At 69.8% G+C, this 26,885-nt stretch carries 27 protein-coding genes; 4 read left to right on the forward strand and 23 right to left on the reverse strand.

From position 1 onward, the window contains the following. Positions 1-59: 59 nt before the first annotated feature. From HW274_RS08250 to rpsB, 9 genes are all read right to left on the reverse strand, one after another. Positions 60-1,394 (reverse strand): RIP metalloprotease, encoded by a 1,335-nt coding sequence (locus tag HW274_RS08250; protein WP_185988561.1) that lies wholly within the window; start codon positions 1,392-1,394, stop codon positions 60-62. Next, positions 1,391-2,683, reverse strand: a complete 1,293-nt coding sequence (dxr, locus tag HW274_RS08255) for a 1-deoxy-D-xylulose-5-phosphate reductoisomerase (protein ID WP_185988562.1) — start codon at positions 2,681-2,683, stop codon at positions 1,391-1,393. Before dxr ends, HW274_RS08250 begins: the two co-directional genes overlap by 4 nt. Before the next feature lie 41 nt (positions 2,684-2,724). Next, complete coding sequence (locus tag HW274_RS08260; protein WP_003786395.1) at positions 2,725-3,270, reverse strand: DivIVA domain-containing protein; 546 nt, start codon at positions 3,268-3,270, stop codon at positions 2,725-2,727. Beyond that, on the reverse strand, positions 3,267-4,529 hold the full coding sequence (gene rlmN, locus HW274_RS08265) for a 23S rRNA (adenine(2503)-C(2))-methyltransferase RlmN (protein ID WP_185988563.1): 1,263 nt from the start codon (positions 4,527-4,529) through the stop codon (positions 3,267-3,269). Before rlmN ends, HW274_RS08260 begins: the two co-directional genes overlap by 4 nt. A 71-nt stretch (positions 4,530-4,600) precedes the next feature. Next, positions 4,601-5,530 (reverse strand): phosphatidate cytidylyltransferase, encoded by a 930-nt coding sequence (locus HW274_RS08270; protein WP_185988564.1) that lies wholly within the window; start codon positions 5,528-5,530, stop codon positions 4,601-4,603. A gap of 72 nt (positions 5,531-5,602) precedes the next feature. Further along, positions 5,603-6,160, reverse strand: a complete 558-nt coding sequence (gene frr / locus HW274_RS08275) for a ribosome recycling factor (RefSeq protein ID WP_003786400.1) — start codon at positions 6,158-6,160, stop codon at positions 5,603-5,605. 155 nt (positions 6,161-6,315) lie between these two features. Continuing rightward, positions 6,316-7,068: a UMP kinase gene (gene pyrH / locus HW274_RS08280; protein WP_070511117.1), complete on the reverse strand. Its 753-nt coding sequence runs from the start codon at positions 7,066-7,068 to the stop codon at positions 6,316-6,318. 256 nt (positions 7,069-7,324) lie between these two features. Continuing rightward, positions 7,325-8,164, reverse strand: coding sequence for a translation elongation factor Ts (tsf, locus tag HW274_RS08285; protein WP_003786404.1), 840 nt, complete (start codon positions 8,162-8,164; stop codon positions 7,325-7,327). A 107-nt stretch (positions 8,165-8,271) separates the two neighbouring features. Continuing rightward, complete coding sequence (rpsB, locus tag HW274_RS08290; protein WP_075253294.1) at positions 8,272-9,129, reverse strand: 30S ribosomal protein S2; 858 nt, start codon at positions 9,127-9,129, stop codon at positions 8,272-8,274. Positions 9,130-9,761: 632 nt separating this feature from the next. On the opposite strand from rpsB, the gene HW274_RS12810 reads away from it, so the two are divergent. Beyond that, the gene (locus HW274_RS12810) at positions 9,762-10,415 is read left to right on the forward strand and encodes a M23 family metallopeptidase (protein ID WP_256692389.1); all 654 of its coding nucleotides are present in this window, start codon (positions 9,762-9,764) and stop codon (positions 10,413-10,415) included. Positions 10,416-10,440: 25 nt separating this feature from the next. Here HW274_RS12810 and HW274_RS08300 read toward each other — a convergent pair whose 3' ends face one another. The 3 genes from HW274_RS08300 to HW274_RS08310 form a co-directional block, all read right to left on the reverse strand. After that, entirely contained in the window at positions 10,441-11,364 is a 924-nt protein-coding gene (locus tag HW274_RS08300; RefSeq protein ID WP_185988565.1) for a tyrosine recombinase XerC, read from the reverse strand. 52 nt (positions 11,365-11,416) lie between these two features. Continuing rightward, positions 11,417-11,776 carry a helix-turn-helix transcriptional regulator gene (locus HW274_RS08305; RefSeq protein WP_185988566.1) on the reverse strand — a complete coding sequence of 120 codons (360 nt, stop codon included), beginning with the start codon at positions 11,774-11,776 and terminating at the stop codon, positions 11,417-11,419. A gap of 85 nt (positions 11,777-11,861) precedes the next feature. Next, entirely contained in the window at positions 11,862-12,773 is a 912-nt protein-coding gene (locus HW274_RS08310) for a DMT family transporter (protein ID WP_185988567.1), read from the reverse strand. A gap of 991 nt (positions 12,774-13,764) precedes the next feature. On the opposite strand from HW274_RS08310, the gene HW274_RS08315 reads away from it, so the two are divergent. The 3 genes from HW274_RS08315 to HW274_RS08325 are packed head-to-tail and all read left to right on the forward strand — an operon-like array spanning position 13,765 to position 17,008. After that, positions 13,765-14,130, forward strand: a complete 366-nt coding sequence (locus HW274_RS08315) for a serine/arginine repetitive matrix protein 1 (RefSeq protein ID WP_075253290.1) — start codon at positions 13,765-13,767, stop codon at positions 14,128-14,130. Beyond that, positions 14,127-15,755, forward strand: coding sequence for an FHA domain-containing protein (locus HW274_RS08320; protein ID WP_185988568.1), 1,629 nt, complete (start codon positions 14,127-14,129; stop codon positions 15,753-15,755). The genes HW274_RS08315 and HW274_RS08320 overlap by 4 nt, the downstream gene beginning before the upstream one ends. Then, positions 15,755-17,008 carry a serine/threonine-protein kinase gene (locus tag HW274_RS08325; protein WP_260679033.1) on the forward strand — a complete coding sequence of 418 codons (1,254 nt, stop codon included), beginning with the start codon at positions 15,755-15,757 and terminating at the stop codon, positions 17,006-17,008. The genes HW274_RS08320 and HW274_RS08325 overlap by 1 nt, the downstream gene beginning before the upstream one ends. Positions 17,009-17,035: 27 nt before the next feature. Here HW274_RS08325 and HW274_RS08330 read toward each other — a convergent pair whose 3' ends face one another. The 11 genes from HW274_RS08330 to rimM all read right to left on the reverse strand — a co-directional run bounded on the left by HW274_RS08330 (position 17,036) and on the right by rimM (position 26,858). After that, positions 17,036-17,182 carry a hypothetical protein gene (locus tag HW274_RS08330; protein ID WP_178384959.1) on the reverse strand — a complete coding sequence of 49 codons (147 nt, stop codon included), beginning with the start codon at positions 17,180-17,182 and terminating at the stop codon, positions 17,036-17,038. 72 nt (positions 17,183-17,254) lie between these two features. Next, on the reverse strand, positions 17,255-18,634 hold the full coding sequence (locus HW274_RS08335; RefSeq protein WP_075253286.1) for a DNA-processing protein DprA: 1,380 nt from the start codon (positions 18,632-18,634) through the stop codon (positions 17,255-17,257). After that, positions 18,631-20,202 (reverse strand): YifB family Mg chelatase-like AAA ATPase, encoded by a 1,572-nt coding sequence (locus HW274_RS08340; RefSeq protein ID WP_185988570.1) that lies wholly within the window; start codon positions 20,200-20,202, stop codon positions 18,631-18,633. Before HW274_RS08340 ends, HW274_RS08335 begins: the two co-directional genes overlap by 4 nt. Next, complete coding sequence (locus HW274_RS08345) at positions 20,193-20,753, reverse strand: YraN family protein (RefSeq protein WP_075253284.1); 561 nt, start codon at positions 20,751-20,753, stop codon at positions 20,193-20,195. Before HW274_RS08345 ends, HW274_RS08340 begins: the two co-directional genes overlap by 10 nt. A 162-nt stretch (positions 20,754-20,915) precedes the next feature. Continuing rightward, positions 20,916-21,224: a DUF2469 domain-containing protein gene (locus HW274_RS08350; protein WP_003781502.1), complete on the reverse strand. Its 309-nt coding sequence runs from the start codon at positions 21,222-21,224 to the stop codon at positions 20,916-20,918. A 108-nt stretch (positions 21,225-21,332) separates the two neighbouring features. After that, positions 21,333-22,055 carry a ribonuclease HII gene (locus tag HW274_RS08355; RefSeq protein ID WP_185988571.1) on the reverse strand — a complete coding sequence of 241 codons (723 nt, stop codon included), beginning with the start codon at positions 22,053-22,055 and terminating at the stop codon, positions 21,333-21,335. Continuing rightward, positions 22,052-23,272, reverse strand: a complete 1,221-nt coding sequence (lepB, locus tag HW274_RS08360) for a signal peptidase I (protein WP_185988572.1) — start codon at positions 23,270-23,272, stop codon at positions 22,052-22,054. The genes HW274_RS08355 and lepB (HW274_RS08360) overlap by 4 nt, the downstream gene beginning before the upstream one ends. Before the next feature lie 111 nt (positions 23,273-23,383). Next, complete coding sequence (gene rplS, locus HW274_RS08365; protein WP_003786428.1) at positions 23,384-23,731, reverse strand: 50S ribosomal protein L19; 348 nt, start codon at positions 23,729-23,731, stop codon at positions 23,384-23,386. Between the two features lie 243 nt (positions 23,732-23,974). After that, the gene (gene lepB / locus HW274_RS08370; RefSeq protein ID WP_185988573.1) at positions 23,975-24,889 is read right to left on the reverse strand and encodes a signal peptidase I; all 915 of its coding nucleotides are present in this window, start codon (positions 24,887-24,889) and stop codon (positions 23,975-23,977) included. Continuing rightward, positions 24,886-26,304 carry a tRNA (guanosine(37)-N1)-methyltransferase TrmD gene (gene trmD, locus HW274_RS08375; protein WP_185988574.1) on the reverse strand — a complete coding sequence of 473 codons (1,419 nt, stop codon included), beginning with the start codon at positions 26,302-26,304 and terminating at the stop codon, positions 24,886-24,888. Before trmD ends, lepB (HW274_RS08370) begins: the two co-directional genes overlap by 4 nt. Next, positions 26,301-26,858 carry a ribosome maturation factor RimM gene (rimM, locus tag HW274_RS08380; protein ID WP_185988575.1) on the reverse strand — a complete coding sequence of 186 codons (558 nt, stop codon included), beginning with the start codon at positions 26,856-26,858 and terminating at the stop codon, positions 26,301-26,303. Before rimM ends, trmD begins: the two co-directional genes overlap by 4 nt. Between the last annotated feature and the right edge of the window lie 27 nt (positions 26,859-26,885).

A 26,885-nucleotide genomic window follows, 5' to 3' on the forward strand; every position in this document is an offset into this window, starting at 1 on the left:
TGTGTGGCATCGCTCCCGCCGGTACCGATTTGCTCACGCCCTCCCCGGCCCTGCGGGCCTCACAGCGGCGCGGCGATATCCACCCACACCAGGACCAGGGCCATGGCGATGAGCAGTCCGAAGACGACCTGACCGACGGGCAGCATCCTGGCCGTGTCCACCGGTCCCGGATCGGGCTTGCCCTGCGCCTTGGCGATCGAGCGCCGGATGCCCTCCCAGCAGGCTCCGAGGACGTGCCCGCCGTCCAGTGGCAGCAGGGGCACCAGGTTGAAGGCGAACAGCGCCAGGTTGAGGCTGCCCAGCAGCATGAGCATGGTGCTCACCCGCATCGACAGGGGGACCGCCCCACCCCCGGCCACACCGCCGCTGGTGGCGTTTCCGGCCATGCGTCCCATGCCCACCAGGCCCACGACGCCACTGTCGGCGCTGCGCTGCTCAACGCCCAGCGCCGCCTGGACGGCGTGATAGAGGCCCACCGGCAGGGTGGCGATGGCCTTGACCGTCCCACCGATGGCCTGTCCGATGATGCCGGGGATCTTGGTGGGGCTCAGGGGAGTGGTTCCCAGCGACGGGGAGATGCCGACATAGGGGCGGGCCTGGGTGCGCACGGCCCCGGAGGCGTCCTTGACCGGGGCGCCCTGCGCGTCGCGAACGGTGCGCTGGGCCTCGACCGCAGTGACGCTCACTTTGCGCTCGACTCCGTCTCGCTCGATGATGACCTCGGTGGGGCTGGTGCCTGCGGCTGCGATCCGGGCCTGCAGCTCCTCCCAGGTGGAGACCTTTACCCCGCCCCAGGAGACGATCCTGTCGCCGACCCGTATGCCGGCGGCGCTGGCGGGGCCGACCGGGTCGGAGTCCTGGCAGGGGGTGCCCGCGTCGATGTCTGAGGACACGCAGGGCGCCACGGTCGACAGCGTCGTCGTGCGTCCGGGGATGCCGACCACGCCGACGGCCACGGCCAGCAGCACGATCCCCAGGACCAGGTTGGTGAGGATTCCCCCGGCCATGACGATGAGCTTCTTGGGGACGCTGAGGTGGTAGAAGGCCCGGTGCTCCTCCCCGGGCTGGATCTCCTCCAGGGCCTCGGCGCGTGCCTCGCCCACCATGCCCAGGCTTCCGTCCTTGCGTCGGCGGTCCGGCCTGCCGGGCCTGGCCGGAGGCAGCATGCCGACGAGCTTGACGTAGCCGCCAAGCCAGATGGCTTTGACGCCGTACTCGGTCTCGCCGCGCTTGAACGACCAGATCTTCGGGCCGAAGCCGATGAAGTACTCGGGTACCTTCACGCCGAATTTCTTGGCGGGGATCATGTGCCCGAGCTCGTGAAGGGCCACTGAGACACCGATCCCGATGACGAGGATGACGATGCCCAGGATGTAGGCCAGGGTGGTGCTCACGAGTGCGTTCCTCCGTTTCGTGCCGCGATGAGCTCGTCGGCGCGGGCGCGTGCCCAGGTCTCCACGGCCAGGACGTCGTCGAGGCCCGGGCCGGTCAGGCCCTCGTGCTCGGCCACGACGGCCGCATCGATCTCGACGATGTCGCGCCACTCCAGGCCGCCGGCGAGGAAGGCGGCTACGGCCTGCTCGTTGGCCGCGTTGAGCACCGCCGGGTGGGTGTCCGAGGCCGCCACGGCGCTGCGGGCCAGGTCGACGGCGGGGAAGGCGGCGTCGTCCAGCGGCTCGAAGGTCCAGCTGACCGGTTCGCGCCAGTCGTTGGGAGTCACCAGGCCCGACAGGTCGGGGCGCTCGGGCCAGGTCAGGCCCAGGGCGATGGGCAGGCGCATGTCGGGCGGGGAGGCCTGGGCGATGGTGGCGCCGTCGGTGAACTCCACCATGGAGTGGATGACGGACTGGGGGTGGACGACGACGTCGATCCGCTCGGGTGCCACGTCGAACAGGAGGTGGGCCTCGATGAGCTCGAGCCCCTTGTTGATGAGGGTCGAGGAGTTGATGGTCACCACCGGCCCCATGTCCCAGGTGGGGTGCTTGAGGGCGGCGGCGGCACTGATCCCGGTGAGCTCGGCGCGGCTGCGTCCGCGGAAGGGACCGCCGGAGGCGGTCAGGACCAGCCGCCGCACCTCGCTGCGTCCGCTGAGGACGGGACTGGTCAGTCCCTTCTCGTGGCGGCCGCTGGCCAGGGCCTGGGCGATGGCGGAGTGCTCGGAGTCCACGGGGACGATCTGGCCGGGTCGCGTGAGCGCCTGGCGGACCAGGGCGCCCCCGACGACGAGGGACTCCTTGTTGGCCAGGGCCAGGCGGGCGCCGCTGGCCAGGGCGGCCAGCGTGGGCAGCAGTCCCACCGAGCCGGTGATGCCGTTGACGACCGTGTCGCCGGCGCCGAGCTCAGCGGCCTGGACCGCCGTGGTGGCGGCGTCGGGACCGGTGAGGATGGTGGTGACCGGGTCGGGGCGGCCGGCCTGGGCGGCTGCGGCTCTCAGGGCCTGGCGCAGGCGGCCGGCGAGGTCCTCTCCCCCGCCGGTGACGGCCAGGACGGGGACCTCCCAGGTGATGGCCTGGCGGGCCAGGAGCTCCAGGCGCGATCCGCCGGCGGCCAGGGCGACCACTCGCGGGGCGTGCTCCCCCAGGCGGGAGAGGACCTCGAGGGTCTGGGTGCCGATCGACCCGGTGGATCCCAGGAGGACCAGTCGCTGTGGGTTGTGGGAGGGCGCTGGTGCGTGGCTGGTCATGGGGTGGCGGGTTTCCTCAGGACGGGCTCGACGGGCGTGACTCACTCGACGGACAGGAGGACCTCGACGACGCGCGCCAGGTAACGGTCGACGCTGGGCTCCCCGTAGGCCTTGTTCCCCCGGGCTCGACGGAAGACCGCTCCGCGCACCTCGCTGGAGGTCAGGGTGGTGTCGGAATCGAAGTAGCCGGCGATACGGTCCATGAGGGCATCGACGTCGGTCTTGTCGTACCCCTGCCCGGAGGCCGGGGCGAAGCGCTCGCCGGCCGGGCGCAGCAGACGCGGGTAGAGGGTGGTGGCGAGCTGAGTGACCTGGTCCATCCAGGCCTGGCGACCGTTCTTGGCCACGAAGGCCGCGCGCCGGCGCTGGAGGAAGGCGGCCTCGAGCCGGTCGAGGGCGGCGTCCACGGCTTGGGGCTGGTAGCCGCGCAGGACGACGTCGAAGGCGACGGTGCGCACGCCCTCGGAGTCCATCTCGTCGAGCTCACCGGCGTCGTAGATCTCGTGAGCCGTCTCGAAGTAGCGGTCGACCTGCTCGGGGCGGTAGCCCGGTCGCAAGAGCGCTGACTTGGGGAACATGTCGCTCATGTCGTCTTGACCCTCTCCTGGTTGAGTACCTCGGTCGCGAGCTGACCGCAGGCACCGTCGATGTCGCTGCCTCGAGTGTCTCGCACTGTCGTGGTAATTCCGGCACGCCGGAGCGTGTCGACGAACATATCCTGAACCGCAACCTCCGAGCAGGTCCAGATGGACCCCGGGGTGGGGTTGAGCGGGATGGGGTTGACATGGGCCCATCCTGTGTCCCTGCGGTTGAGCTCGTCGGCGAGCAGCTGGGCGCGCCAGGCGTGGTCGTTCATGTCCTTGATGAGCGCGTACTCGATGGACACGCGCCGGCCGGTGGCCAGGAAGTAGTCGTGGGCGGCGTCGAGCAGCTCGCCGACCTTCCACTTGGAGTTGACGGGGATGAGCTCGTCTCGCAGCTCGTCGTCGGGGGCGTGCAGGGAGACGGCCAGCGTCACCGGCAGCCCCTCGCCGGCGAGTCGGCGGATGAGGGGGACGAGTCCCACGGTGGAGACGGTGATGCCGCGCGCCGACAGGCCGAAGCCCGCCGGGGCCGGGTCGATGAGCCGGTGGAGGGCGCCGACGACGTTCTTGTAGTTGACCATCGGCTCGCCCATGCCCATGAAGACCACGTTGGACAGGCGGGCCGGCCCCCCGGTCAGCTCCCCGGCGGCCGAGGCCTGGGCGGCGTGGCGCACCTGCTCCACGATCTCCCCGGTGGATAGGTTGCGGGTCAGGCCCATCTGACCTGTGGCGCAGAACGGGCAGGCCATGCCGCAGCCGGCCTGGGAGGAGACGCACAGGGTGGTGCGCTCCTTGTAGCGCATGAGGACGCTCTCGACGCGCACGCCGTCGTGTAGTTCCCACAGGTGCTTGATGGTGCGCCCGCCGTCGGCGCGCAGGGCGCGCACCGGGGTGATGAGCTCGGGCAGCAGCTCGGCGCACAGCTGCTCGCGCTGGGCGGCCGGCAGGTCGGTCATATCCGCGCTGTCACGGGTGAAGTGCGTGAAGTAGTGGCGTGAGAGCTGGTCGGCCCGGAAGGAGGGCAGGCCCGAGTCCTTGCAGGCGGCCTTGCGCCCGGCCAGGTCGAGGTCGGCCAGGTGGCGGGGGGCCTTGCCGCGCGCGGCGGGCACCGCGAAGGACAGGCGCGGTTTGGCGTCGGGGCTGGTGGCGCCCTCCGGGGGCTGGTCGGTGGGCATGACCTGGACCCGGCCGTCATGTGGCCGTCCGGTGATGCTGACGGGCTGCGGGCGCCGGGGGCGCTGCTGTGCTCGCGATGGACTCACGCTCGTGCTCCTCGTGTCCCGGGGCTGGGGAGGGCCGGGCTGGTCGATAGGGGTGGGTGCGGCATGCGTGCCTATTTCACCAGGAGGGTGAAGGCGTAGACAAGTGGAGCGGCCACGAGGATCGAGTCGAGCCGGTCCATAATTCCGCCGTGCCCGGGCAGGAGCGTGCCCATGTCCTTGAGTCCCAGGTCCCGCTTGAGCAGGGACTCCCCCAGGTCTCCCAGGGAGGAGACGATCACGGTGCAGGCCCCCAGTGCGGCCCCGGTCCACCAGGGGCCGCCAATGGCCCAGACGCAGCCGGCACCGGTGGCGACGGCTGCGATGAGGGAGCCCATGAGCCCCTCCCAGGACTTCTTCGGTGAGACCGAGGGCGCCAGGGGGTGACGGCCGAAGGTGATGCCGGCCATCCACCCGCCGGTGTCGTTGGCGGCCGCCAGGGCGATGAGCATCATGACTTTTCCCACTCCGTGCTCCTGCACCAGGACCAGAACCGCGAAGCCGGCCAGGAAGGGCAGGTAGGTGGCGGCGAAGACCGAGGCGGCCGCGGCGCTGGAGCGCGAGCGGCGGACCTCGTCGTGGGCCTCGGTGCGGGGGATGTCGTGGCCGGCCTGCTCCAGGACGGTGCCGACCTCCGCCTCGGCCTGGTCCATGAAGCTCCACAGGACGCAGGCGCCGACGGTGGCGACGTAGGCCCCGAAGGCCGCCTCCGCTCCCACCTCCCAGGCGCACACGGAGATTCCCAGGGTCCCCAACCACAGCGGCGCCAGGGGCAGGCGGATGCGCTTGCGGGCGAAGGCCGCCGCCAGCTCCCACAGCGCCCCGCACACGGCCAGGACGACGACGCCCACGAAGATGACCTTGTAGAAGGCCAGGGACCCCAGGACCACGGCGATGAGCACGACCGCCACCCCGATGGCGGCGGGCAGGTTGCGTCCCGCCCGCCCGGTGGCGGGCAGGGGGTCGTGGTTGCGCGTGGGGCGCGGGTTCAGCAGAGGCGACACGGGGCTCACAGGGGTTGACGGGACAGGGCAGGAGGCCGGACGGTGGCGCGGCTGCTCCCGGGAGAAGGCGGCTCAGACCTCGAGCAGCTCGGCCTCCTTGGCGCTCAGGGCGGCGTCGATCTGCTCGACGAAGCGCTTGGTGAGGCCGTCGAGCTCGTGCTCGGCGCGCTTGACGTCGTCCTCGCCGGCCTCACCGTCCTTCTTGATGGCCTCGAGCTCCTTCTTGGCCTTGCCACGGATACCGCGCACCTGGACGCGGGAGTCCTCGGCGCGGGAGCGGGCGAGCTTGACGTAGTCCTTACGGCGCTCCTCCGTCAGTGCCGGGAGGGTGACGCGGATGACGGTGCCGTCATCGGTGGGGTTGACGCCGAGGTCGGACTCGCGGATGGCGGTGACGATGTCCTTCATGGCGGAGCGGTCGAAGGGGCTGACCAGGACGGTGCGGGCCTCGGGGATCGTCAGGGAGGCCAGCTGCTGGAGCGGGGTGGGGGCGCCGTAGTAGTCCACGACGATCCCGTTGAACATCGAGGGGTTGGCGCGGCCGGTGCGGATGGTGGCCAGCTCGCTCTTGGCGGCCTGGAGGGCCTTGTCCATCTTGTCCTCGGCCTCGAGCATGACGTCGTCGATCATGGTGCTTCCTTTACTGGGCGGTCGTGGGTTCGTCAGGTAGTGATCGGCCATCGCGGGGATGGCTGCGGGTTGGGAGGGTGTGCCGGCCGTCTGCGCTGCATGCGGTCACGGAGCTCGAAGGGGCCCTCGGCGGCCCGTCTGAGCTCGCAGCCGGGTCAGTCACAGCTGACGAGTGTCCCGATTCTCTCACCCAGCAGGGCTCGGGTGATGTTGCCGGGCTCCCCCATGCCGAAGACGCGCATGGTCAGGCCGTTGTCGCGGCACAGGGCGAAGGCGGAGGCGTCGACCACCTGGAGGCCGTCGGCCAGGGCGCGCTCGTAGGTGAGCTGGTCCAGGCGCCGGGCATCGGGGTTCTTGCGGGGGTCGGCGGTGTAGACGCCGTCGACCCCGTTCTTGCCCACGAGCAGCTCGTCGCAGTGGGTCTCCAGGGCGCGTTGGGCAGAGACGGTGTCCGTGGAGAAGTAGGGCAGGCCGGCACCGGCGCCGAAGACGACGACGCGGTTCTTCTCCATGTGGCGGATGGCGCGCAGGGGGATGTAGGACTCGGCGACCTGTCCCATGGCGATGGCGGTCTGGACACGGGCGGGCACCCCCGCCTTCTCAATGAAGTCCTGCAGGGCCAGGGCGTTCATAACGGTTCCCAGCATGCCCATGTAGTCGGCGCGGGCGCGGTCCATGCCGCGCGAGGAGAGCTCGGCGCCGCGGAAGAAGTTCCCGCCTCCGACGACGACGGAGACCTGGACTCCGGCGCGCACGGCCTCGGCGATCTGGCGGGCGGCGTCGGAAACGACGTCGGGGTCCAGACCTATGGCTCCGCCACCGAAGACCTCACCGGAGAGCTTGAGTAGAACACGTCTGGGGTGCGTGCCGTGGGCGACGCGGTCGTCACGAGCCGGTTCCTGACTCATTGCGCTATGTCTCCTGGGTTCGGTGGGCAGGCTTGGCACAGCCTACCCCGTCCGGGCAGGCACCGGGCCACGATGAGCGTCAACCCCGGCAGTCAGACACACCATGGGACCGTGCCATGGGGCCAGGGCCACGCATGAGACGTGCTCGAGGAGGGCGCCCCGGGGAGCAGACGGTGAGGGATGTCGATGAGTGGGGAGAGAAACGGGCGGGGGCGCGAGCATGATGCTCGCGCCCCCGCCCCGAACAGTGAGCGGATCAGGCGCCGACGCGGAAGCGCACGAAACCGGTCAGCTCGCCACCGGTGGCCTCGACGACCTTGCCGACCGTGGTCTTGGGGTCCTTGGCGAAGGCCTGGTCCACCAGGACGTTCTCCTTGAAGAAGCCGTTGAGACGACCCTCGACGATCTTGGGGATGGCCTTCTCGGGCTTGCCCTCGGCGCGGGTGGTCTCCTCGGCGATGGCGCGCTCCTTGTCCACGACCTCGGCCGGGACGTCCTCGCGGGTAGCGTAGGCCGGGGAGTAGGCGGCGATGTGCATGGCGACGTCGTGAGCCACCTCGGCGGCCTTGGCGTCGGTGCCCACCAGGACGCCGACCTGGGCGGGCAGGTCGGGGTTGGTGCGGTGCAGGTAGAGCTCGATCTTGTCAGCCTCGAGGCGGCCGACACGGCGCACGACGATCTTCTCGCCGATGACTGCCTGCATGCCGTCGGTGAGCTCCTTGACGGTGGAGCCGTCGACCTCGACCTCGGCCAGGGCCTCGGCGTCGGTGGCGCCGGAGTCCAGGGCGGCGGTGAGGACCTGCTCGGCGTAGTCGAGGAACTTCTGGTTCTTGGCCACGAAGTCGGTCTCGGCGTTGATCTCGACGAGGACGCCGACCTGGCCGTTGCCGGAGTCGACGACCTTGGCGGCGATGAGACCGGCGGAGGCGGCGCGGCCCTCGCGCTTGGCAATGCCCTTGAGGCCCTTGACGCGAATGATCTCGATGGCCTTCTCGGCGTCGCCGTTGGCCTCGTCGAGGGCCTTCTTGACGTCGAGCATGCCGGCGCCGGTCTTCTCGCGCAGCGCCTTGATGTCAGCAGTGGTGTAGTTCGCCATGAATGTCTCCTGGTCAGTCAGTGACTAATAGACGTGTGAAAAAGGACGAGTGAGAGGTGCTCACAGCGCGGGGACGCCGCGCTGTGAGCGAGGAGCTGAGGGCGGGCTCAGGCCTGCTCGGCCGCAGCGGCCTCGGCGACAGCCTCGGTCACCTCAGCGGCGACCTCGGTGGCCTCGGCCTCGGCTCCGGCGAGGAGCTGGGCCTCCCACTCGGGCAGCGGCTCGGCGTCGGCGGGGGCGACCACGGCCTCCTCACCGGTGCGGGCGCGGCCGCCGGAGCGGGCCAGCAGGCCCTCGGCGGTAGCGTCGGCGACGACACGGGTGAGCAGGGTGACGGCGCGGATGGCGTCGTCGTTGCCGGGGATGCCGTAGGTGGCCTCGTCCGGGTCGCAGTTGGTGTCCAGGATGGCGATGACCGGGATCCCGAGCTTCTGGGCCTCGGAGATGGCCAGGTGCTCCTTCTTGGTGTCCACGACCCACACGGCCGCGGGGAGCTTGCTCATGTCGCGGATACCGCCCAGGGTGCGCTGGAGCTTGTCCTTCTCGCGGCGCATCATGAGCAGCTCCTTCTTAGTGCGGCCGGAGCCGGCCACGTCGTCGAAGTCGATCTGCTCGAGCTCCTTCATGCGGTCCAGGCGGGCGCGCACGGTGGAGAAGTTGGTGAGCATGCCGCCCAGCCAGCGCTGGTTGACGTAGGGCATGCCGACGCGCTGGGCCTGCTCGGCCACGGCGGCCTGGGCCTGCTTCTTGGTTCCGACGAACAGGATGTTGCCGCCGCGAGCGACGATCTCCTTGACGAAGTCGTAGGCGGTGTTGATGCCCTCAATGGACTGCTGGAGGTCGATGATGTAGATGCCGTTGCGCTCGGTGAGGATGAAGCGCTTCATCTTGGGGTTCCAGCGACGAGTCTGGTGCCCGAAGTGGACACCGCTGTCAAGGAGCTGGCGCATGGTAACGACGGCCATGACGGTCCTTCCGTGTGTGCCGAGAGGTTGCTCGACGCACGATCATTCGGGGGACGGCCGAGCTGCGCCCGGACGCGTCCCAGGGTTCTTCTTCTGGGTTCTTCCCCGTGGTTCCGCACGCTTGCGAACGCGCACCGGAGCCGGTGACCGGCTGGGAGCCGGCGCGGATGGGGCCTGGTGCCTGCGACGCACGGCCACCCGTTCACCGTGGCGAACCGTGATGATCGGGACCGCGACCGTGTCGCCCGGAGGGACGTCCCGATATACTCGGGTGCAGACACGCGAAGTCAGCATTCCGGGCCCGTCTCCCGCTGACGCCGGAGCGATCCGCAGAATGCTGCGGAGGCGAGGCTACCACAGGACTGGACCAGCAGCCGAGGCCGAATCTGCGGTTTTCGGAGTCGTCCCGGTCACCACAGGCCGCTTCCTCGAGGGGCTTTCCACAGGGCCGACGACGCCCTCGGCGCCGAGGGCCGCTCGGCGCGCACTCTGAGGGCATGCACCCACAGCAGCCTCGGCAAAGCCGCCACCTCGGAGATCCTCGCACGTCCCGCCGTCTCGCCGCGCTGGCAACGGCCCTGATCGCCTGCGGCTCACTGGCCGCATTGCCCGGTGCACCACCGGCCCGGGGAGTGAGCACCCTCTCCGGCCCGGGCGCCAGCACTGCCGTGACCACGGTTCGGGCTCCATGGCTCCAGGATCCGTTGCCTCCCGAGCGGACGGGCAGTGCATCCGGGCCGGCTGAGGCCGCCCGCTGGTTGTCCTCGTCGACCTCGCTCGTGACGAGCCTGAGCCCTTCCTCCCCGCTCATCAATGGCACGGGGACGGCCGGCCCGGCGCTGACGGACCGGCCTGCGGACCCCCGGCACCCGCGGGGCCGCTACCAGTGGCCGACCGGCGCGCCGGCCACCGTGGTGGAGGACTTCGACCCGCCCGCCGTCGTGTGGGGACGCGGGCACCGGGGAGTGGATCTTGCGGCCGCCGAGGGCACGCAGATCCGCAGCGCCGCCGCGGGGAGGGTCGCCTTCGCCGGCATGGTGGCCGGGCGCCCCGTGGTCTCCATCGACCACGCCGACGGGATCCGCACCACCTATGAGCCGGTCGAACCGACCGTCAGCGCCGGTGACACGGTGGCTGCGGGGCAGGTCATCGGCACCCTGCTGCCGGGGCACCGCTCGGACGGGGTCTGCGCCCTGCACTGGGGGGCGCGCACCGGCCCCAAGACGTACATCAACCCGCTGCGCCTGCTGCAACCGGCCGTCATCCGCCTCAAGCCCCTTCACTGAGAACGCGACCCCACGAGGGTTCCGCTCAGGCCCGAGGGAAGGCCTGCTCGTAGACGCTGCGCAGGCGCTCAGCCGAGACGTGGGTGTAGCGCTGGGTGGTGGCCAGTGAGGAGTGGCCGAGGAGCTCTTGGACGCTGCGCAGGTCCGCTCCCCCGCCCAGGACGTGGGTGGCGGTGCTGTGCCGCAGTCCGTGCGGGCCCAGGTCGGGCACCTGGGCGGCCGTGCACAGGCGGTGGACGACGTCGCGCACCGCCCGGGGATCGATACGTCGCCCTCGCGCCCCGAGGAAGAGGGCGCCTCCCGCATCGACGGCGCAGATCTCACCGCGCCGATGCAGCCATGCCTCCAGCGCCTTGGAGGCGGGCAGCCCGTAGGGGACGGTCCGTTCTTTACGGCCCTTCCCCAGGACTCGCAGGGTCCGTTGGGAGTGGTCGAGGTCGGCGACATCCAGGCCGACGAGCTCGGAGACCCGCACTCCGGTCGCATAGAGCGTCTCGATGATGGCCAGGTCACGCACGGCCAGGACGTGCCCGTCCGAGGCGAGGTCCGAGGCGGTCTTGAGCAGCTGCGAGGCCTGCTGGGGCGTCAGCACCCCGGGCAGACGGTTATCGACGCGGGGCGCTCGCAGACGCGCGGCGACGTCGGAGGTGAGCAGTCCCGTCTCGAAGGCCCAGGAGGAGAAGGTCCTCACCGAGGCCGAGCGGCGGGCCAGGGTGGCGCGCGAGTGACCGCTGGCGGCCATCGCGGCGAGCCAGTCCCGCAGGTCCGCCAGGTCGAGGGTGGCCAGGGCGGCGTCAACGGGCTCCGTGCCCCCCTCACCGACGCCGAGGAAGCTCAGCAGGTCGTTGATGTCGACGAGATAGGCGCGCACGGTATGCCCGGACAGATCCCGCTGCAGGGCCAGGTAGCTGCGGTAGGAGGCGAACAGGTCGGCGCGCGTCCTCGGCATGACAACCCCCTTGATGACGGTCCTCACTGGCGAATGACGTGAGGTAGATGAGCTACAGCAACGTGGCGACCTGTGAGCGGATCTCGGCGATGCGCTTCTCGTCGCGTTTGTAGTGGGTCCATTTCCCGATACGCGTGGAAGTCACCAGCCCCTCACGCTCCAAGGCTCGCATGAAGGCCGACACGGTCGACTGAGCAAGCCCCACCTTGTCGGTGATCTGCTTGATGCAGACCCCGTACTCATCGGGATCCGCAATCCCCTGCTCGATAGGGAACTCCGCCCGAGGATCTCGGAGCCACTGAAGAATCCGGAGGCGCACCGGATGAGCGAGAACCTTGAGGGCGTCGACCATCACAGCCAGGTCCGCAGAATCCGAATATCCTTCCGAATGACTCTTCACATCCTCCGACATCGTTCCCCCCTCTCTGTGCCGCGGCTCGAGGTTCGGGCGAGCATATCACTCGTCCTGAAAACCGGCGTTCCGATACCGAGACGCATCACGTACCGAGGACGAGCTTGGCCCAGTAGATGCTGACGATGAGGACTACCGCACCGAGGAACTGAGAGAGCGACAAGGTCTCGGAGAAGAGGACATAGGCGTAGACGGCTGCGGCCACGGGCTGGAGCAGGGTGAACAGCGACCCGAGCTGCAGCGACATGAAGTGCATGGCGTGCGCCATGAGAGTCTGCCCGAGTATCTGGGAGGTGAACGCCAGGACAACGAGTAGCAGCCAGCCCTCTGCGGAACGTGGAAGCAGGTTCTCCCCGCGCAGCATTGCCACTGCAAGACACACCGCTGCGCACCACAAGCTGAGTAGTGCCATGATACGTGGCGCGGGATACCTCGTTCGCAGCCCCTGGGCGACAACTAGAAATCCCGTGTAGAAGAATGCCGTGGCCAAGGCCATCGCGTTTCCGAACAGGTGCCCCGGGTCCGCATGAATACCGACCGGAGTCAGAAGCAGCAGTCCCCCGATCGCCAGGGTCGCCGGAGAAACGAGTCTGACGTCGGGAACGTCCCTGAAAAGCACCCACCCAAGGATCGCCGCGGCGAAGGGGACAAGGTTGGCCAGGAGGTTGGACTCGGCCAGCGTGGTGTAGAAGAACGACACGTTCCACAGGCACAGGTCGATCGCCAGGAGAGCGCCACCCAGGGCGATGGTGACATGGTCACGAAGGGGCATACGTTCCCGCACTCGGGGTCCGCCCCGCAGTCCAATCCCGGCGTCGAGCAGGAGCAGCATGGGGGCGGCGATCAGCGACCGGAAGCCACCGGTGGCGATCGGTCCGACCTCACTGAGCCGAACGAACACTCCCCCGAGCGCCAAGCATCCCACTGCGAGCAGTGCGCACGCAATCGCCCCTCCTCTCGCCCCACCGCCGACAGCATGACTCAGACGCTGCACCATCACGCCCCTCCTTACCTCTCGTTTCCTCTGACACCGACCATCAGCCGCCCCAAGCGGCCGATGCCCGCTCCCAGCACGGCGACGCGAGCTGACACCAGCACCATAACCCATACATCGACAATACGCGATAGGTCGATCTATCGAGAGTTGTCGACTACTCGACGAGGGGCGTCTGGGGGCGAGAATCACCCACGGCACCCGGCTGCCGAGAGCCGCAGATAAGCGGAGCGGCCTACCGGAAAGCAGCTGAGGTCTCGCGCATAAGTGGTGCAGGACCGGTCGCCCACCAGCCACCCCCCCATGCGACGAGAGGCGGCAGGAGGGATGGACATCGAGGACATCGAGGTCTTCATCGGTACCGGGCGCCAGCAAGGAGTGAGCACTGGGCCACGACCTTGAGCTGGGAGGGCCGGAAGACCCTCGGTAGGGCCCTGCCAAACGACGAGGACCGGCTGCGAGAGGTCTCCCAGCACGTACAAGGAAAGAGACAGGTACTGGTGGTGGCCGACCAACCCCACCACCCCCGAAGCCCTGGCCAGGCACACGACGCCACGTCCGGAGAACCGTCGCCACCTAGCCCACGTCAGCCAGGCTGAAGCGAGCGGGCAAGGCAAGGATTGGCGCCAACCCCCTACACCCCGCAACCATCGACACAGCCACCAGCAGCCGCTTGACACGCCACATAGAGGCACCCCACCACGGACCGTCTCCGCCAGAGGGCGGCAGTATCCGCACCCCAGTAAGAGGCGGCCGCATTGATTCAGCACACAACCTCACCATTCGAATCACAAGTTCATAACAACCACCCAGGTGGATACTGGAGACACAAGCCTCCCCTTCTCCTTGATCCCAACGAAAAATCCACTCTTCCCCTGTATTTCCCCACATTCGGGACATTTGTTGCCGTCCAACGAGGAAGTTAAAATCTTGGTCGTTCTGACGAGCTCCATCCTTCCTGGCTCATCCCTATTTCCTGCTGGAGCGCAGCACTGTGAAACGGTTCTCCAGGCGCGGCGTCAATGTCGGCGTCATCGCGGTCCTGGCCGCTGCCGCTCTGGTCGCCGTCGTCCTGCACCCGGGGATGGCCACTCATGATGTCGATCTTCATGACGGTGGAGTGCCGGTGACCAACGGGGCGATGGCGATGGTCGCCCACCTCAGCTACCGCTCGCAGATGCTCGACGGGGGCCTGCGCACCTCCTCGACGAACTTCGACGTCGACCAGTCCGACTCCCAGGTCTTCATGTCCGACGCCTCCTCGGACACCTACACGCAGGTCGACGACATCACGCTGCCCCGGGGCGCAGGCTCCGGCTCCACCGTCCCCACCCCCGTCTCCAGGAGGTTTCGTCCATGAACATGCTGACACGCTGGGTACCCGGCGACATCCTGGTCGCCGTCGCGGACGGCGGCGTCCTCGCCCTCGACGGAAGTGCGCAGGCGATGGAGGCGATGTGGACCAAGCTCGGTGAACACCGCTGCCTCGGCGACCTGCTGAAGGGCCTGAGCCGGCTGCACGACAACGAGGTCTTCACCCTCCCCGACTTCCTCATGATGGCCATCGACGGCCAGGAGCTGCGAGTGGCCGCCCGGGGGCGCTTCTGCCTCCACCTGGACACTGCCGACGGCGAGCGCAGCTTCAGCGCCTCCGAGGTCGTCGTGTGGGAGGAGTCCCGCTATGAGCGGGTCAACCAGTGCATCCTCGAGCTCGTCCCGGTCCCCGGACACGCAGCCGGTCACGAAGGGCTCGAGGAGTTCCTCCCTCTGCGCTCGGGGATCGTACGAGCCTCTCAGCTGCACATCGGTTTCGGAGCCCACCAGCATCCATCGTCCTCACCTGCTGAGACCGGCGCTCACGGGGGTCAGGGGGCACCGCTGCCATCTGCGGCCCAGGAGATCCTCCGGCAGGCTCAGGCCGACGGCGCCCCCAAGCGGGACGACCCACCGCCGTCGACATCGCTATCTGCGAGGCAGGAGCAGGGGGAGGCCGCCCACCTGTCCCGCCCCGATCCCGGACAGACGCTGGGAGCGCAGTCCATGGACCTGCTGGACGGTACGGGCTCCCCGCAGGGGACCGGGGCGGGAGCTCCGGCCGCGGTACTGGGGCCCGACGACGTTCCGGCGGCCGAGGCCGCAGCTCCAAAGGCACAGGGGCAGCAGGCCCAGGACCAGAACGTCGGTCGTCTTGTTGAGCACACGATGATGCAGGGGGCCGAGGCGGCCATCGGCCCGGTCTCCTCCCAGGACACTGATCCGTTGGCCCGACTCACCGCAGGGTCCGGACGCCACCGGGCCTCCCCCCTGGGCGAGGGCACCTCCGGCCAGCACGCATCGCAGGTCGCTGAGCCGCTCCCGGCTCAGCGACAGGCCCCGGACGGCGGCGCGGATACGGCCTCCCCGAAGGGTTCGGTGCCCTCGAGCAAGCAGGGCAAGCACGACGGACGCACCGTCTCGGCTGCAGGACTTCATGCCACCGGAAACACACTGGGCGGGCAGACCGGGCTCGACGAGCCCTCCGGCACCGGCCCCAGCGTGATGGCCGTCTTCTGCGAAGCGGGGCACCCCAATCCGGTGCACGCCTCCTCGTGCCGCGAATGCGACGGCACCATCACCTCCAGGACCGGCCAGGTCGAGCAACCGGTCCTGGGCGTTCTGCGTGTCTCCTCCGGCGCCACGGCGGTCCTGGACGCCGACATCATCATCGGCCGACTGCCCCAGGGCACGAGCAGCACCGCCGCTCAGAGCCCCCGCCTGCTGGCCGTCCCCAGCCCGGGCAAGGAGATCTCGAAGACTCATTGCGCCGTGCGGGTCGAAGGCTGGGACATGCGCGTGGAGGACCTGGGCTCCACCAACGGGACCTTCCTGCTGCGCGCCGGAGAGGAGCCCCGCCGCGTGCCCGAGCACCAGCCGCTCTTCCTGCGCATCGGCGACGTCATCGACATCGGTGACGGCACCACCCTGACAGTGGAGCGAAAGGCATGATGTCCGCCCCGAGCTCCGCCCCGCAAGGACCGCCGATCCCCGGAGCCAGCCCCAAGCACCTCCTGGGCGCCGGGGGCTTCGCCGATGTCTTCCTGTATGAGCAGCAAGTGCCGCGCCGCGACGTAGCGGTCAAGATCCTGCGGCAAGGAGGCAGCCGACGCGACCACCACCGGTTCACCACCGAGGCGGACCTCATGGCCCGCCTGTCATCGCACCCCTCCATCGTGTCGGTCTACGGGGCCGGGACGGTGGAGGAGGATCGCAGCTACCTCATCATGGAGTACTGTCCACCTCCCCACCTGGGCAAGCTGGCCGCCTCGCAGCCCTTGCCCCTCACACGCGCCCTGGAGATCGGTATCCGGCTGGCGGGCGCGGTGGAGACCATTCACCGAGTCGGCTACCTCCACCGCGACATCAAGCCTGCCAGCATCCTGCTCACCCCCTTCGGGCGCCCGGTGCTCGGCGACTTTGGGATCGCCGCGCCCATTGGGCTCAGCGCCGAGCAGGACGAGTTCAGAGGGGCGTCCCCGCCGTGGGCCTCACCCGAGCAGCAGCTCAACCAGGAGATCCTGACTCCGGCCTCGGACGTCTACGCCCTGGCCGCGACCATCTACACGCTGTTGGCGGGACGCTCACCCCACGTCGATGTCTCCGGAGCAGACCGCAACGACCAGCTCTCGATGCTCGACCGAGTGCTCCACCAACAAATCCCCCCGATCGGGCGACGCGACGTACCCGAGCAGCTCGAGCGGGTCCTGGTCGCAGCGATGGCCAAGTCCTCCCGCGAACGGTATGCCAGCGCGGTCTCCCTGGCTCGGGCGCTGCAACAGGTACAGACCGACCTGCGCCTGGCCATCACCCAGCTCGATGTCATGGAGGAGGCGTCCGGACGACACACGAGCGGGAGCCGGAACCAGGACTCCACGATGCTGCGGCCGGCCGTCACAGTGGACCCCGACGGGCCGACCGGAACCGTGCCCGCCGCCCACCGGCATGACGACGCCGCCACGACCTTCGCGCCTCGTCGTGTCGAGGCCCAGCCCGCCGGCTCCGCCTCGCTACACGACCGCCCTGCTCTCCCGCCCCAGGGCGATGAGGCCGAGGTCGCAAGGAATGACCCGGGCTCGCAGGAGGCCGAGGTGGGCCTGCAGTGGCGGCGCAGCCGCCCGTCGGGGCGAGCCGTGGCCGTCACCGTGGTAGGCGCCGCCGTCGTGGTCTGCCTGAGCGCGATCGGAGTGTGGTCGGTGCTGTGAATGGAAGAAGGAGGGATCATGACGAATTCACCCGCCGAGGCCCCGCTCGTGGACATCGCCGGTGATCTGTACCACGTCGATCCCGGCACGCGCTTCAGCATCAGGCGCGACAGGGAACTCGTACTCGACACCGACAACCTGTTCCTGCACCGCGGCGTCCTCATCCTGGAGCATGTCGCTCGCATGCCTCACAAGGGTGGGGCAGGACCTGTCCATCATGGTCCCGCCGTCGTGGCAGGGCGCTCTTCATTCCCGACCACCTGCACTCTTCCTGGTGCGTCGCCTCCAGCCGGAGGCGGTGCGCTCCACCTTCCCTGACAGCTCCAGGATCCCCAGTGCCGATGTGGTCTCCTTCGGGGACAGCCCGGAGGAGCGGACGATGGACTCAGTACTCGCCGCGGCCCGGGCCGGCATGGCGTCCAGGACGAGGGAGGCGGCCGGGTCCAGGCCGTCGAGGAGCCCACTGCCTCTCAGCTCGGGGTCCTGCTCCTTGGCGGCGTCCGCGTCGACGGTGCCCAGGGGCGTCAGCAGTTCCAGGGCGTCGTCGGTGTCGGTGATGCACACCGCCCCTTTGCGCAGGAGCCGGTGGCATCCGACTGAGGACATGGAGGTCACGGGGCCGGGAACGGCTCCTAACTGCCTGCCCAGCTCGAGGGCGCGGTGGGCGGTGGACAGGGCGCCTGAGCGCCAGGCCGCCTCCACCACGATCGTCGCCTGGGAGATCGCCGCGATGACGCGGTTGCGTGAGACGAACCGGTGGCGGCCCGGCTGACAACCCGGCGGCACCTCCGCCACCAGGGCCCCCGAGGCGATGACTGCCTCCAGCACCCCGGTGTTTCCCACCGGGTAGAGGCGGTCCACTCCCCCGGCGGAGACCGACACCGTTGGTCCCTCACCCAGTGCCCCGCGGTGCGCACAGGCATCAATGCCGAAGGCTCCCCCGGAGACGATGAGGCCACCCTTGGCGGTCACCCCTGAGGCCAGGGAGAAGGCGACCGCCTCCCCGTACCGGGTGGAGGCGCGGGCCCCCACCAGTGCCAGGCACAAGCCACTGGCCGGTCCCACAGGCATCCGCTGCTCACGTACGGGCTGACCGGTGCCCGCGACATGTGGAGCGTCGTCGTCTCCAACGGTTCCAGGTGGCCCTCCCCCGACACCCTTGTCCCTCTGGTCCGCAGCGTTGACCAGCAGCGAGGGGTCTCCGCGCACCCACAGGCAGAAAGGCGGGTGCTCCAGCTCGTCGAGCCCCGGCGGCCACCAGGGCTCCCCCGGGAGGATGAGGCTCCCACCCAGGCGGTCGAGCACATCGAGCTCGCGGCGGATGTCGAGTCCCTCCAGGCGCGGCGCCCACCGGGCGGCGACCTGGGCCCAGCAGGCGCTGATATCGCCGGTTCTGGGCGTCCCCGGGGGCGGCTGCGGCACCGGCGGTCTCGGGGAGCCGCGCACTTGTCCGGAGGGGTCGATGGCCTCCTCCAGCAGCCACCTCAGGGCGGGACTCGGCCCGAGCCGGCCCACCACCATGGCTGCGGTGGCGCTGTCGGGCTCGGCCAGGCGGGACCAGGTCGCGCGTGCCAGCGCCGGATCGTCGATGTCGTAGGGCAGTGTCATGGGTGTCATGGGCGTCATGGCCGCACTCCAGAGGTTCTCAGGGCCAGGGCGGTCCCGATGTGGGCGAGGGCGAGAGTCTCGACCCCCTCGAGGTCGGCGAGGGTCCAGGCCAGTCTGAGGACCCGGTCCACCCCGCGCAGGGAGAGGTCGCCACGTTCGAGGGCGGTCATGAGCCGGCGGCTGAGCGGAGCGCTGAGTCCTCCGTCGGGGCCCCTGAGATAGGCGCCGGGTACCTCGGCGTTGAGGCGCCACGGGGTGTCTGCCAGCCTGCGCTCTGCGGCCCGGCGGGCACGCAGGACACGCCGCGCCACCTCGGTGCTGGACTCTCCATGGCCGGTCGAAGCGAGGTCGGCGGCGCTGACGGCACCGACCTCAACCTGGATGTCGACCCGGTCCAGCAGTGGGCCGGACAGTCGTGAGAAGTAGCGCCGCCGCTGCAGGGAGGTGCAGGTGCACTCCAGGCCCCGGCCGCCGGCCTTGCCGCAGGGGCAGGGGTTGGCGGCCAGGACGAGCTGGAAGGCGGCCGGGTAGCTGGCACGCCCACCCACCCGGTCGATGGTGACCACTCCCGACTCCAGCGGCTGGCGCAGGCAGTCCAGGACGCCGGCGCTGAACTCGGGGGCCTCGTCGAGGAAGAGCACCCCGCGGTGAGCCAGGGAGACGTCCCCGGGGCGGGGCAGGCCGGAGCCTCCCCCGACGACGGCGGCCCGGGTCGCCGTGTGGTGCGGCGCGCGCAACGGCGGCCGGGTGATTAGTCCACGGGCGGGGTCGAAGATGCCGGCCACGGAGTGCAGGGAGGTGACGGTGACGGCGTCGGCCTGCTCCAGGGGCGGCAGGATGGAGGGAAGCCTCTCAGCGAGCATGGTCTTACCCGTCCCCGGAGGCCCCACCATGATGAGGTGATGTCCCCCGGCGGCGGCGACCTCGAGGGCCTGGCGGGCCTCGGACTGCCCGACGACGTCGGCCAGGTCCGGCAGCTCGGCATCCCGCGGCGGGGTCGTGAGGGCATCGTCTGTTGCGGCCTCGGAAATATGCTCCAGCGCGGCGGCCACGGCTGCGCTCAGGCGCCCTCCGTAGCGCTCGACGAGCTGGCCGATGTGCCTGACGGCGGTGACGCAGGCGCCGGGGACGAGCTCGGCCTCGGCGGCGGCTTCCTGGGCGACGACGATCTCCTCGACCCCGGCGGCCACCGCGGCCTGGACGCTGGGCAGGATGCCGCGGACCGAGTGCACGGAGCCGTCCAGCCCGAGCTCGCCGATGTAGACGGTCCGCCCCAGGAGCCCGGCGGCGCTCCGTCCGAGCCGCCCGCGTGCTCCCAGGACGGCCAGGGCGAGCGCCAGGTCCAGCCCGGTCCCGGTCTTGCGCAGGTCAGCTGGGGAGAGGTTGACGGTCAGGCGCTGCTCGCCCCAGGTGACGCCGCAGGTGCTCAACGCGGCCCGGACACGCTCGCGCGACTCGCGCACGGCGGCGTCGGGCAGGCCCACGAGGGTGAATCCGGGCAGGCCCTGGGCGGCGTGAGCCTCGACCTCAACGATGTGTCCGGCCAGCCCGGTCAGCGTGACAGCGAGCGTACGAGCTAGCCCCATGACGCATCCACCGCCCGGTGGTGGCGCAGCAGCGCAGGACGCGCGTCGCGCAGGAGGATGGAGACGACGTCCAGGCGCATGCCGGCGTGCGGCGGAGTCTCATGGGTGCTCGCCCAGGCGGCGGCCAGGGCCCGCAGTCGGGCGACCTTGCGGACGTCGACCGCGGCGGCCGGCGGTCCCTGGCGCAGGGAGCTGCGGGTCTTGACCTCGACGATGACGAGCCTCGGTCCTGCCCACGCCTGAGCTGGGTCGGCGACGGATAGGCTGCCCGGCTCGCGGTGCGCGTGACCGGGTTCCAGGGCGATGATGTCGAGCTCTCCGCGCAGGCCGTGGTCCGGGCGCCAGTTGCGCTCCAGGACCTGCCAGCCGATGTCCTCCAGGTAGGTGGCGGCGAGGTCCTCTCCGCACCGTCCGGTGCTCTGGCGGGACGTCCCTGCGCGGACAGCTCCTGCGCGTCCCGGGCCCTGGACCGGCGGCGTGAGCGCGTGATCGCCGCACCTGGCTGCGATCACCGTTCGTCCCCTTGTGGCTGTTACGACCTGGTCGGTCATCCCGATCACCTCCGCCACTAGCGTGAGACCGGATCAGCCGGTGCGCGCCATGACCCGATCAGCTCTGTGGACGGCACTGTCAGAAGGCGACCTGTGGCCCCCGGCGAGCGGGGAGGGACAGCCGAGCGGAGCGATCAGAGGCGGCGCGGCGTAGGAGGGGCGTTAGGAGGAGGGGATGTCCATCTCGAGCTTGGTGAGCTCCTCGACGTTGACGTCCTTGAAGGTGACGACGTGGACGGACTTGACGAACCGGGAGGCCCGGTAGATGTCCCACACCCAGGCGTCTTCGAGGGTCAGCTCGAAGAAGACCTCCCCGCCGCTGGTGCGTACCTGGACGTCAACGGCGTTTGCCAGGTAGAACCGCCGCTCGGTCTCCACCACGTAGGAGAACAGGGAGGCGACGTCGCGGTACTCCCGGTACAGCGAGAGCTCCAGCTCGTTCTCATAGGACTCGAGGTCTTCTGCGCTCACCGGGCCATCATGCCTGCCCGCAGCCGCTGGAGGCGGCAGGCGGCGGGGGCGAGTCGGCCTTGCCCGCACCTCGCCCCCGGGGCCGCACACCAGCGTCCGGCAGCGCCGTCAGCGGTGGCGCTTGTCCAGGCCGGGCAGGTGCCAGCTGCGTCGATGCTGGTCACTGGCCCCCAGGGCGGTGAGTCCCCGGATGTGGGCCGGTGAGGCGTAGCCCTTGTTGGAGGCCCACCCGTAGCCGGGGTCGTCGAGATCGGCCATGAGGCGGTCGCGTTCGACCTTGGCCAGGACACTGGCCGCGGCGACGACGGCGCACCGGGCGTCGGCCTTGACCTCCATGCGCACCGGCGGGGTGGAGGGAACCTCAGCGGGCTCGGGACTGTCCTTTGGGGCATGAGTGCTCTCCAGGGTGGTGAGCAGGTCGGGCTGGGGGGCGGTAAGCCAGTCGGCCACGCCGTCGAGGATGATGACGCCGGGGGCGTGACCGCGATCAGCGACCTGCTGCAGGGCCCGCAGACCCGCCACCCGAAGGGCCCCGATGATGCCGTGCTCATCGATCTCTGCCGGTGAGGCGTGGGCGACGGCGTGGTCCACGAGCCAGCCGCGCACGGGCTCGATCAGGCCGGTGCGGGCCCGGGCCGTCAGCTGCTTGGAGTCAGCGAGCCCCTCGGGGAAGTCATCGTCGGTGCGCCGCGCCACGATCGCCAGCCCGACACTGACCGGTCCGGCCAGGGCCCCGCGACCGACCTCGTCCAGACCGCCGACGTAGTCGTAGGTCTCCAGCAGCGCCTTCTCCAGGGACCGGTCGGGGCGGGTGCGTCCCCGAGGGCTCACCTTGTTCTCCCCGCAGCCTGCTCCTGGCCGGAGGAGTGTGCGGAGACGTCCGGGACGTCAGCCGGCCCGCCGGGCTCGGCCTGCGGCCCGTCAACAACACCGGTCCCCTCACCACCAGCGCCAACGTCATCGGAGTCTCTGCCCTCGGGGGCCGGGGAGGGTGCCTCCTCCTCGGAAGCCGTCTCCCCGTCGCCAGTGGGAGCAGCGGGAGACGAGGGAGGTGCCGGCGGCGTCGCCTCCTGCGCCGGAACGTCTGAGAAGGCGCGCTCCCCTCCCCACAGCACCCCCCACCGGCTCAGGTGTGTCCATTGGAAGACCACCTTGGCCACTCCGACCACGTTCTTGAGCGGCACGAAGCCGCCATGGGCGTCGTCGCGGTGGTAGCGGGAGTCGGCTGAGTTGGAGCGGTTGTCCCCCATGACCCACACGTAGCCCTGGGGGACGGTGACATCGAAGGAGGTCAGGGACGGGGACTGGCCGTCCTTGACGTAGGGCTCCTTGATCGCGACACCGTTGACGCTCAGTGTCCCCTTCCCGTCGGCGACCACATGGTCGCCGCCGACACCGACGACCCGTTTGACGAGGTGATGGCCGGTGTTCTCCGGCAGAAGGTTCACTGAGACCATGAGCCTCTGGGTGGCGCCGCGCAGTCCCGTCGGTTCCTTGACATGAAGCCAGTCGTCGGGATCGGAGAAGACGATGACGTCACCCCGCTCGACGTCGTCGGAGCCGTACATGGGCACGGCGACCTTGTCCCCATCACGCAGGGTGCGTTCCATGGAGCCTGAGGGGATCTCGTAGATCTGGACGACGTAGGACCGTAGGAGTGCCGGCACCAGGATGACGACGGCCACGACGAGCACCAGTCTGATGACCCGTTGGTACAGGGGGCTGGTCTGCGGCGGGGGGATGGCGGGGGCCACCTGCCGGCGGGGCGGGATGGAAGGGGGCAGCTCGGGGGGCTCGTCATCGGGCTCGGGCTCGGCGTCCGGGTCGATGAACGGGTCGTAGTCCCACTGCTCGCTGTCGTCGACCGGGGCCGGACTGGGAGGTTCCTCGGCGGTCTCAGGAGCCGTGCGGCTCTCCTGGGGGGAGTCCGCTGACGGAGAGCTGCAAGCCGGTGTGATCGCGGACCTGGAGGTCCGGCCGATCTGAGAGGGATCGGCCTGTTTCAGGTCCAGCCCGACGTCGTCGGCCCCATCCTGCACCGGACTCACCGTGCTCCTTCCCCGGAATTGATGGACTTGGGTCCACCGCTGCACGGCGGTGGGAGATGGCGAGCGCCCGGAACCCGTGGGCTCCGGGCGCCGCCTGGAGAGTGCAGGCGCTCAGTCCTCGCGACGCTCCTTGATCTTGGCAGCCTTACCGCGCAGGTTGCGCAGGTAGTAGAGCTTGGCGCGGCGGACCTGGCCCCGGGTGACGACCTCGATCTTCTCGATGGAGGGCGTGTGGACGGGGAAGGTGCGCTCAACACCGACGCCGAAGGAGACCTTGCGGATGGTGAAGGTCTCCGAGACGCCGCCGCCCTGGCGCGCGATGACGACGCCCTGGAAGACCTGGACGCGGGTACGCGATCCCTCAACGACCTTGACGTGGACCTTGAGGGTGTCCCCAGGACGGAAGGAGGGGATGTCGTCACGCAGTGATGCGGCGTTGATCTCGTCGATCAGGTTCATGTTTCTCTCCACACCCGTGCCACTGGTCAGGAGTGCTGGTTCGGCGGCGCCGCGCCGTGCGGGGCAGCGCCGGAGGTGGACGCTCCTGGGCTCCTTCACAGCGGCCGCCTCCCCAGTGGCAGAGGAGCCGCAGGACCCAAGTGCCCGCTCAGTTTGCCACAGGCTCAGTCCACGGACGAGTGCGTCAGCCTCGACGTGCCTGAGTTCACGCCTTTCTCACGCCCTGGCACGCATTCGGGGCGATCAGTCCCCGGAGCCCGCCAGCGTGCTCGCCGGGTTGGGCGCGGCCGGTCCGGCGGGGAGCGCCGTGGGGGTGGAGGTCGGCTTGGGAACCTGGGAGAAGACCTCCTGCCCGGAGGTGAGGCTGGACCAGTGGGAGTAGGGCCATACGACGTTCTTGGCCACTCCGACGACGTTACTCTGGGGCACGAAGCCACGGTGGATATCGTTCTGGTGGTAGCGGGAGTCCGAGGAGTTGGAGCGGTTGTCGCCCATGACCCAGATGTAGCCCTCTGGGACGGTGACGTCGAAGGCGACCTCGGAGGCCGACCGGCCGGGCTTGAGGTAGCTCTCATGGAGCTCGACGCCGTTGACGGTCAAGGAGCCCTTCCCGTCGGCCACGACGTGGTCACCGGGCATCCCGATGACCCGCTTGATGAGGTGGTGGCCGGCGTTCTGGGGGAAGATACGGATCGCGACGAGGAAGTCCTGCGCGGCGCCCTGCAGGCCAGTGGGCTCCTGGGTGGTCAGCCAGTGGTCAGGGTCAGTGAAGACGACGACGTCCCCCCGGTGGACCTTGTCGGAGTCGTACATCGTCACGGTGACACGGTCGCCCTCGTTGAGGGTGTTCTCCATCGAGCCCGACGGGATGGTGAAGCTCTGGATGATGAAGGTGCGGATGAGGGCGATGATCGCCACGGCGACGACCAGGTAGGACAGGGTGATGCCCCACTGCTTGAGGCGGAAGACGATCCGCTCCCCCAGCGAGGCCGGCTCAGCGGCCTCGCTGGTCCCGGCCTTGTCCTCGCCGGCGCGGTCCTTGTGCCGGTGATTGTTCCGGCGGTCATAGTCGGTCCGCAGGTGCCTGCCCGATGTCACGTCCTCATCCGCCTCATCATGGATCACGCCCTGAGGGCTCTGGTCGGGTGCGCTGCTCATAGGCATTCTCCTGTCCGCCGGGTCATGACGACGTCGTGGGCGTCCTGGCCACCGACGTTGTAGGTACGGGTACCGACCTGGCGGAAGCCGGCCCGCTTGTAGGCCTTCTGGGCGCGTTTGTTGGTGACGTGGGTGCCGAGCCAGAGCAGGTCTGTTCCGTGGGCGCCGGCCTGGCGCGTCACGGCGTCCATGAGCGCGGGGGTCAGCCCGGATCCCCTCATGGCGGCGTCGACGTACACCTTGGACAGCTCGCCGACAACCTCTCCCTCGGCAGGCCGCACGCAGGCGGGACGGGGATCGATCCTGTGGGGGTGCTCCCCGTCGGAGTCGGCCTCCTCGCGCAGTACTGCGGCGTAGCCGACCAGGGCCGGAGCAGTGCTCGTGCTCGCCCGCTCCTCGAGGTTGCCGTTCCGCACCGATAAGGGCTCGAGCAGCTCGGCGACAATGAGGTCGACGCGGTCGTCGTCGGCCCAGGTGGCGAACAGCTCGGGAACCAGGTTCGTGGCGATGTGGCGCTCGAGGAACTCGGGGTCGATGACGTTGCCGCAGGCATCGGGGAAGGTGCGGGCCGCGAGCTCGGCCAGGGCGTGGGCATCGTCGGCGGTGGCGTTGCGAAGGCGCACCGGAACCGGGTGGTCCGCCCCGGCCGGCACCGCCCACCCCAGGCGAGCCAGGAGCGCGCGGTCCTCACGATCCAGGCCGGCGGGGTCCAGGGCCCGAATCATGTCGGGTCGGCGCTCGACAGTGCGGGTGAGAGCCTGGTCCCGTCTGGTTCGGGCGATACGGCCGTGGTCGCCGGAGAGCAGGACGGGGTCGACCTCCAGGTCTCGCCACCGGGTGGGGCGGGTGTGGACGGGGTACTCCAGCAGGCCGGCGACTCCGTGGGACTCCTCGACCAGCGACTCGGGGTTGCCCAGGACCCCGGGCAGGAGCCGGGCGATGGCCTCGATCATGACGATGGTGGCGACCTCTCCCCCGTTGAGCACGTAGTCGCCGATGCTCAGCTCGCGCACCTCGATGCCGCGGGAGGCGTAGTGCTCGGGCACGCGTGCGTCGATGCCCTCGTAGCGGCCGCAGGCGAAGACCAGGCGGTCGGCTCCGGCCAGGTCCTCGGCGGTGCGCTGGGTGAAGACCTCCCCGGCGGGGGTGGGGACGATGAGGACCTGGCGGGGCGCACCGGGAGTGTCCACGGCGAGCACCTCATCGAGAGCCTCGCCCCACACGTCAGGCTTCATGACCATGCCGGCCCCGCCGCCCAGAGGCGTGTCGTCAACGGTGCGGTGCCGGTCGTGGGCGTGGTCGCGCAGATCGTGGACGTGCAGGTCGAGGGGGCCGCGGTCGGCCGCCTTCCCGATGAGAGAGAGGTCGAGGACCTTGAGGTAGTCGGGGAAGATGGTGACGACGTCGATCCTCACCTGGCCTCCTCCGCCTGGCCGTGTCCGGGGAACAGGCCACCGGGTGGGGCCAGCGTCACCGTGCCGGCCTCAGGGTCGATGGCCGGTACGAGTGCCTCAACGAAGGGCACGGCCACATCGTCCCTCTCAGGGGTGGTGACCACGAGCCGGTCCTGGGCGACGCCGGGCTCTACGTCGGTGACCTCTCCCAGCTCCTCACCGGAGACGCTCAGCGCCCGTAGACCGACGAGCTCGTGGCGGTACCAGGCCTCCTCGGAGACCTCATGACCCTCATCATGGCCCTCATCGCCTTGGTCGTCGTCGGTCTCGACCAGGAGCCTCACTCCTCGCAGGGCTTCGGCGGCCGTGCGGTCGCGCGCCTGCTCGAAAGCGGCGAACCAGCGCGAGCCGTCGAAACGCAGACGACTGACCGTCAGCGGGCCCGCGTGGGCCGGCTCCGTGGGGACGGTGGTTCCGGGTGCGAGACGGCCCTCGGGGTCATCGGTACGGATCTCGAGACGCACCTCGCCCTTGAGGGCATGGGCGGGACCGACGACAGCAAGGGTGAGCAGCACCTGTTCTCCTGGGATCGGGGCATGGAA

This window comes from Actinomyces sp. oral taxon 169 (genome assembly GCF_013394715.1).
Lineage (GTDB): Bacteria > Actinomycetota > Actinomycetes > Actinomycetales > Actinomycetaceae > Actinomyces.

Excerpts from the sequence above, each read along its gene's own strand:
- HW274_RS08310 (WP_185988567.1), bottom strand. The coding sequence starts at position 12,773 with ATGGTGCAGCGTCTGAGTCATGCTGTCGGCGGTGGGGCGAGAGGAGGG.
- HW274_RS08340 (WP_185988570.1), bottom strand. The coding sequence starts at position 20,202 with ATGGGGCTAGCTCGTACGCTCGCTGTCACGCTGACCGGGCTGGCCGGA.
- tsf (WP_003786404.1), bottom strand. The coding sequence starts at position 8,164 with ATGGCGAACTACACCACTGCTGACATCAAGGCGCTGCGCGAGAAGACC.
- frr (WP_003786400.1), bottom strand. The coding sequence starts at position 6,160 with ATGATCGACGACGTCATGCTCGAGGCCGAGGACAAGATGGACAAGGCC.
- HW274_RS08345 (WP_075253284.1), bottom strand. The coding sequence starts at position 20,753 with ATGACCGACCAGGTCGTAACAGCCACAAGGGGACGAACGGTGATCGCA.
- dxr (WP_185988562.1), bottom strand. The coding sequence starts at position 2,683 with ATGACCAGCCACGCACCAGCGCCCTCCCACAACCCACAGCGACTGGTC.
- pyrH (WP_070511117.1), bottom strand. The coding sequence starts at position 7,068 with ATGAGTCAGGAACCGGCTCGTGACGACCGCGTCGCCCACGGCACGCAC.
- rpsB (WP_075253294.1), bottom strand. The coding sequence starts at position 9,129 with ATGGCCGTCGTTACCATGCGCCAGCTCCTTGACAGCGGTGTCCACTTC.
- HW274_RS08260 (WP_003786395.1), bottom strand. The coding sequence starts at position 3,270 with ATGAGCGACATGTTCCCCAAGTCAGCGCTCTTGCGACCGGGCTACCGC.
- rplS (WP_003786428.1), bottom strand. The coding sequence starts at position 23,731 with ATGAACCTGATCGACGAGATCAACGCCGCATCACTGCGTGACGACATC.
- lepB (WP_185988573.1), bottom strand. The coding sequence starts at position 24,889 with ATGAGCAGCGCACCCGACCAGAGCCCTCAGGGCGTGATCCATGATGAG.
- HW274_RS08325 (WP_260679033.1), top strand. The coding sequence starts at position 15,755 with ATGTCCGCCCCGAGCTCCGCCCCGCAAGGACCGCCGATCCCCGGAGCC.
- HW274_RS08330 (WP_178384959.1), bottom strand. The coding sequence starts at position 17,182 with ATGCTCCAGGATGAGGACGCCGCGGTGCAGGAACAGGTTGTCGGTGTC.
- HW274_RS08305 (WP_185988566.1), bottom strand. The coding sequence starts at position 11,776 with ATGTCGGAGGATGTGAAGAGTCATTCGGAAGGATATTCGGATTCTGCG.
- HW274_RS08300 (WP_185988565.1), bottom strand. The coding sequence starts at position 11,364 with ATGCCGAGGACGCGCGCCGACCTGTTCGCCTCCTACCGCAGCTACCTG.
- HW274_RS08320 (WP_185988568.1), top strand. The coding sequence starts at position 14,127 with ATGAACATGCTGACACGCTGGGTACCCGGCGACATCCTGGTCGCCGTC.
- HW274_RS08335 (WP_075253286.1), bottom strand. The coding sequence starts at position 18,634 with ATGACGCCCATGACACCCATGACACTGCCCTACGACATCGACGATCCG.